Origin of the sequence: Ensifer sp. SSB1, assembly GCF_016652895.1 — a bacterium.
Classification (GTDB): domain Bacteria; phylum Pseudomonadota; class Alphaproteobacteria; order Rhizobiales; family Rhizobiaceae; genus Ensifer.
In genome coordinates, this window is sequence record NZ_JAEPRP010000293.1 from 1 (window position 1) to 4,946 (window position 4,946).

At 54.2% G+C, this 4,946-nt stretch carries 4 protein-coding genes; 1 reads left to right on the forward strand and 3 read right to left on the reverse strand.

The window, feature by feature from the left end; genetic code table 11:
* Window positions 1-205 precede the first annotated feature (205 nt).
* A complete protein-coding gene (locus tag I8N66_RS35970; protein WP_291165024.1) occupies window positions 206-1,828 on the forward strand; it encodes a hypothetical protein in 1,623 nt (540 codons plus the stop codon).
* Between the two features lie 392 nt (window positions 1,829-2,220).
* Here the strand turns inward: I8N66_RS35970 and I8N66_RS35975 are convergent, their stop codons facing one another.
* The 3 genes from I8N66_RS35975 to I8N66_RS35985 form a co-directional block, all read right to left on the reverse strand.
* On the reverse strand, window positions 2,221-3,630 hold the full coding sequence (locus I8N66_RS35975) for an anti-phage deoxyguanosine triphosphatase (RefSeq protein ID WP_291165027.1): 1,410 nt from the start codon (window positions 3,628-3,630) through the stop codon (window positions 2,221-2,223).
* A 2-nt stretch (window positions 3,631-3,632) separates the two neighbouring features.
* Entirely contained in the window at window positions 3,633-3,779 is a 147-nt protein-coding gene (locus I8N66_RS35980; RefSeq protein WP_291165029.1) for a hypothetical protein, read from the reverse strand.
* A gap of 73 nt (window positions 3,780-3,852) precedes the next feature.
* Window positions 3,853-4,946: hypothetical protein (locus I8N66_RS35985; protein ID WP_291165032.1), on the reverse strand; the 1,094-nt coding region annotated here is incomplete at its 5' end.

Here is a 4,946-nt window from a genome sequence, read left to right on the forward strand (position 1 = left end):
CGGAGTTGGGGGATAGCCTCCCAGGACCGTTTCATGAAGAGCTAACCAAAGCCGCTTCTGAACTGTGCAACCCTAATCCGACACTTCGGGGCCATCCGCTTGACAGAGTGCCTTCCGGTAACCAGTTCTCACTTGTTCGGTACGTTTCATTGTTCGACAGACTCGCAAAAAAGGCCGAAGTAGTCTTTCGGCAAGATACAGTAAGATGATCACCCCAGATGATGAACTGGCATCACGCCATACAATCCCCCGCTGGCTATCGATCAAAGAGTCGATAGCGACAGGTGGGTTCACGTCTTTTGCGCCGACAGTAAAAGTGCCAATACAAGCGGACCTCCTGAGGAACGCTCATACGTTTCTGGACAACGAGTTCGAGAAGCGGAAGTCTGCTTGGCTCCAAACTCGTGACTGGTATGACGCCGAGGAACTCGTATCTTTGGCTCTCGTAGCCAACACATGGAGCGATGGGGTTGTTCTCCAAGCTGCGAAAAGCCTGCTACGCAGCGACGTTTCAAACGACTCAGTGAAGAGATTTGCGCAACGCTTCCTGCACGGCGCGCTTACCCCGACGCTTTCCGCGCTCCCAATCAGCGAAGCGGGGATGCGCCTGGAAATCGCAAAACGCAAAAGATTGCTTCGCCTCAATCCACGAGACGCTCTCCGTTTAACTGAAACGGCACTCCTGCATGCGAATTTGGGGCAGCTCAAACCCAGCGAAGCCCTGATAGAACGGGCACTCATTCTCTCACCTGACGATCGATATGTTCTCAGGTCTGCAGCGAGGTTCTTTGTTCACGCTAACCAGCCTGACCGCGCAATCGCGGTATTGTCGAAATCGAGACGTACGCTCGACGACCCGTGGCTGAATGCAGCCCTACTCGCGACGGAGGCCGCTCATGGCAAGTCCCCAAGGGGCTGGAAGCGCGCCAAGGCATTGCTGCGGGACGGTCGCTTCACTGACCGGGACCTCTCAGAGCTAGCAGCTCAGATGGGCACCCTGGAAATTGACGGTGGTTCGCGGAAGCTGGCACTGCGTCTACTCCGCAAAAGTGCGATCAGCCCTACTGAGAACGCCGTAGCTCAAATCGCTTGGGTGGGCACTCACTCCCATGTATTCCAACCCGAGGAATTGTTGACTGACCTCTCACTCTCTCACGAAGCTTTCGCCAGATCAGCTTATCATAATGGCGCTTGGTCAGATGCCCTTGCGGCGAGCGAGGCATGGCACGATATCGAGCGATTCAGCACTCGTCCTGCCATATTTGGCTCCTTTATTGCTTCGATAGCGGGCACGTCTATGGCACGGGGGGCGGCCCTTGCCGAGGCAGCGCTCGTGGCAAATCCCTCAAATTCGACCCTCTTGAATAATCTCGCGGTACTGCGGGCATATCAGGGCGATGTCGATACCGCGCGTCTTGCCTTGGACAAGGCAATTGCGAGCTCACCTGCGCTGACTCCCGCTCTATTGGCGACGAGTGGGCTAGTCGCATTTAGAGCTGGCAATGTCAGCGAGGGGATAGAAAAGTACCAAGCAGCCATCGATAAGGCGGTTCAATCGAAAAATGCTGACGAGGCTCTCCGAGCCTACTGTTTTCTAGGCAGGGAGGTTTCCCGCGTCGACGTTGAGTTGGTGGGGGAATTTGTCGACAACATTGACCGGGCCATCGAACAATTTAAGAAGCGCGGCCTGCCACCTTCCAAGGAGATCGTTCTAATCAGGGAGGAGCTTGCTTCAACCAAGCTGTCTTTTGCCGACCCCAGTTGGGGACCGTTGAGCAACATCGACGTTACAAAGGTGATGGACTTCTTGGCTGGTAACGAACCTTGAGCCTTTACGCTGCCCCCGCGCTTGCTTTTCTGCAAGCAAGCACCATCTCCCACCGCGTCGCTCAACGATCTTCGCTTGCACGTCAGACAGGTAGCCTTCCACCCCGATCGTGACGAACGAGCCGGGGCCTGCGAGCTCAGCCAGGATCACAAACGGACACCCTTGAGACGGTGTCATCGCTAAACGTCGCCCTCCTTGGCGACGTTAGTCCAAGCTCTTCGGAATGGAGAGCGCCTGGTGCTCAGCGGAGCGTTTGTTCTGTGCGTTCCTGCTTTCGCCGTTCCTGTCCTCCCTCAGACGCGTGCGGATCGAGCTTACTCGAACGCTTGTTGAAGGCTATGGCAAGCCCGTTTCACACTCTGAGAGATAACATGCCTGCCAAGGCGGCGCCTCTAAATAGGCTTGAAAATACTTTCTGCGGCGTCGGATTTTAGTCGCGCCCAGAACTCAACAGCATATCGATCGGTCATCCCAGCAACGAAATCGCAAATGTGGCGAGCCTTCAATGCGTCGTTTTTCCCGGCCTCCTGGACCTGCCTACGAACATCGTCAGGCATCAGAAGGTAACCGTTCTTCTTTTCGAGCGCGTTGAAGATATCAGTTACCAACTCAGTGCCGCGGTACTCGCCGAGTTTCACCCGGTTTGAGTAAATCGTGGACAAATACGTATATTGCTTGAGAATTTCAACCTTTATACGCGTCGCTTTATCTAGCTTCACCTTCGACAAGGCCGGACATTCTTCATTGATCGTCAGCTCGACGCCACCTATGAATTCATGAACAAGCTCGGACGATAACTTTGTTCGTTTCGCACTGTCTAAATGAAGATCCTGAGAAGCACGCATTGCCGTGATAAAGTCCGAGATGTCGCGTTCCTGCTCGGCCCCCTTCTCCGTCGTCGGTTTGCTGGCAAAAATATCGCTGAAGATTGCGACAAACGCTCCTTGCACCCTCGTTCCATCGATTTCTTCGCCGATATCCTCCTCGATCTGATCCGTCACTTCCTTGGCAACGCGAGTTAACAGCTCCTCGTCAGTGGCCAGGATCGTGGCTGGGGTCAAGAAACCTGCCTTGAGGCTGTCTTCCAAATCATAAACCGAGTACGCGATGTCGTCGGCAATATCCATAATTGCGCATTCGACCGTCTTGAACTTTCCTTTAGGGGGAGGGTTTTGGCCGCCTAGCACCTTGCTCTTGATATTCGCGACAATTGCCGCTTCCGATGTGTAGTAGCCCTTTGCTAGTTTGGCATCCTGGCTCCGCTCTTCGGCGATCTCGGAATCGTACTTCAGGATGGCCGCCAACGTTCGGTTACAGAGATTCAGACCCGCGCGATCATCGCCGCCAACTGGCGAATTATATCTAGCCTTTTTTTCCAAGCGGCTCAGGATGCGCAACGTTTGTGCATTGCCCTCAAAACCGCCGTAATTTTTCATTTTGGCGTCGAGAGCCCGCTCTCCATTATGACCGAAGGGGGGATGGCCTATATCATGAACCAGAGCAGCGGCAGCACAGACGCGGCTATCTATCTTGCGACCAGCGAGTTTGTCTTTGTAGACATCATTGAGCCTGTCGGCGATCCCCTCAGCAATTTGGGCAACTTCCAACGAATGTGTGAGTCGATTCCTGAAAAAGTCAGATTCGTGACCGGGAAAAACCTGCGTCTTTCCCTGCAGACGTCGAAAGCTCGCGCTATGTATGATTCTTCCGTAGTCCCGCACAAACGGCGGGCGCCAGGTTTCTGAATCGTCCAACTCGCCATTCTGGCGCTCGTAATCACCATTGCCGTACATATTAATCATACTCAGCGTCGAACCTGTTGCTTCGACTCCGTTTCTTTCCGCTCTTCCGCTTCCCGCTTAAGCTGTAACCCTACTCGTACAGCCTCGCGAATTTTTTCCTGGTTAACTTCAGCTGCTTTGCGGGCTTCCAACACTGCTTCGTATGCCATTTTCTTCCTCCTCTTTGGGGCGTGATGTCCGTATGGCGACAATACGGTTAAATGGTTAGTTCGGGATTAGCGTTTACTCAGTCTTGATGCGAGCAGGAACCGAGGCCTTGCGCAGTACGTCCGCTAGATGACTGGTCAGCCCTATTCGACGATCAAGGCTAATACCCGTATCTGGTTTCAAGCTTGTCACCAGAGACCGGAGGGCCTCGAGGCCTTTCGAAACATCGAACGTGACCCAAGCGCCTGGATCACCTGGAACTATGATGTCCCCCTCCGATGTACTGCCGCCTCTATGCAGCTGTACAATCCACACGCGAACGCCATCATAAACCCACTCGAAACGAACAGGGCCGACGACCTCTCGCAATTTTTCGTGTAAGCCGCGAACAGCGGTGGCGACGAAATCTGGAAGTGGATCCGCAGCCACTTCACCTATCATAAGCTTATCCCCTGTTCCCGCGACGCCCTCTATTACCAGGTCGCCGCTCAGGGATTCAATTGCTGCACCCGACCACAGTGCCAATACTGCCTTCTGGGCAAGAACAGATGAGATGGCCACACCTTCTGGATCTTCCGAATGCAGGAGTTTGAATGGATCGAGCCACCCGCGAGCTGTGGTGAACTTACCCGGGACCTGTTCTCGCGGGCTTGTCCTGATCCAGGTCTCTTGCTGACCGGTCTTTCGGCCGAAAGTAAATGGCGCCACTCGACGTCCGATGACAGTCGTCTCCGGCACGGGAAAGCCAGCGATGTCAGCAATCAGCAAGCCGTAGGCTTTATCTCCGACCAGCCGACTGAAATCATTTGGCCACGTAGGCGATTTCGACTGAATCGAGGGCAAATCCGATGAATATTCCCAAAAGATTATATTCTCTTGCCTCCAGCCTCTCGGTCGAGGATGCAAGCTGAACTCAAGACGACCATCGCGACCTCGTTCGAAGTCCGCATCCACACCGTAAATGGTTTTAAACACCTTGAGCGACCATGGGGTCGGCAGAGTGGCGAAGCCCGGCTGCTCCACTCCCCGAGGTGTGGAATCTGGTCGAAATTCTACGACATCGCCAATAACCACCCCCGACACGCCACCGTCAGAAACGTCGATCGTCTCGTTCACGATCGTGAAAGCACCTTCCCCAGCTATCCGCTTCAACGCATCGACAGCATCGT

Excerpts from the sequence above, each read along its gene's own strand:
- I8N66_RS35975 (WP_291165027.1), bottom strand. The coding sequence starts at position 3,630 with ATGATTAATATGTACGGCAATGGTGATTACGAGCGCCAGAATGGCGAG.
- I8N66_RS35970 (WP_291165024.1), top strand. The coding sequence starts at position 206 with ATGATCACCCCAGATGATGAACTGGCATCACGCCATACAATCCCCCGC.
- I8N66_RS35980 (WP_291165029.1), bottom strand. The coding sequence starts at position 3,779 with ATGGCATACGAAGCAGTGTTGGAAGCCCGCAAAGCAGCTGAAGTTAAC.